This window comes from Vibrio sp. Vb0304, assembly GCF_033338995.1.
Taxonomy (GTDB): Bacteria; Pseudomonadota; Gammaproteobacteria; order Enterobacterales; family Vibrionaceae; genus Vibrio; species Vibrio alginolyticus.
Genome location: NZ_JAWOTT010000333.1, coordinates 1 through 1072, shown reverse-complemented (window position 1 = coordinate 1072; position 1072 = coordinate 1). Strand labels below are relative to the sequence as shown.

General features: G+C 40.0%; 1 protein-coding gene. It reads right to left on the bottom strand.

Translation table 11 applies throughout. From position 1 onward, the window contains the following. A partial coding sequence (locus R7P35_RS26040) for an AMP-binding protein (RefSeq protein WP_318093362.1) occupies positions 1 to 496 on the bottom strand: 496 nt, incomplete at its 3' end. Between the last annotated feature and the right edge of the window lie 576 nt (positions 497 to 1072).

Sequence of the window (1072 nt, the reverse complement as noted above, 5' to 3'; positions counted from 1 at the left end):
CGCGAGCAACGTAATCCGCCAAAGGTTCGATATCTTCTATAAAAGACGTCAGTGTCGGTAAACCTTGGCACTCTTTTTGCGTTTGATCTTGCGTCATTACGATCATCGTTTCACACGCATCCACCTCTTTAAACGCTTTCATGCCTTCTTTCGCCATTGGCAGTTCGGGCGTTCCTTCAAAACAGAAGTAAAACTTCGCTTTCGAATCTTCTAGGTGGTATTTGATTTCTCTAGATTTGAGCAACACGTTCAGCGGAACGGTAACGGCACCCGCCTTCTGAACCGCAAAATAAACGAAAGGAAAGAAAGGCAAATTCGGGCACGATAACGCCACTCGGTCTCCCGGTTTGACGCCCGCTTTAATCATCGAAGTCGCGATCTTACCCGCAATCGCGTCAAATTCTGCGTATGTGAATTTTTTATCACCACATATCAAAGCCGTTTTATTCGGTTTACTTGCAGCATTTCTCTGCAAGGCAGCAGCAAGATTCATCATAATGGCTTACCCTCTAAAACTTTGTCATTTTCATTGTTGTTCGTGAATTCCTTTAAGAGAGTCACGCATCATGGGCGACTAGGAGGCTTGGAAAAGCCACACCGCCTTTTATTAACATTACATTTACAAGATTTAAAAACGCAAGAATGTAAAAAATTTAACATTCAGATGCCCGCACTAACCAAAATGTGAGCGTGTTAGCTAATTATTGTTATAAATATCAAACCAAAAAACCAAAGCCCTTCCTCAACTCCACCGTTGAACAAGCCATTAACATTAACTTAATTTCAACAAACGTGATTTATCACCAAAGGACACATCGAGATACAAAATCCATACACCAAGCAAATGGCAATCGTTTGCTATCGTGCAAAAAATTAGCACCAGTCAATGAAATATCGATTATTTCATCAATAAGCTTCTGCTGCATATTGCCAATTGTGAACGATACGTGTAAAAAGCAAGGCGAGATAATTATCCATAAAACAATTACAGGCTGGTGGGTAATTTTAGGATTTTACATTTTATTAGCACAGAGGTTATGGAAGTGTTAAAAGAAAAGAGTTTGCTAAACAA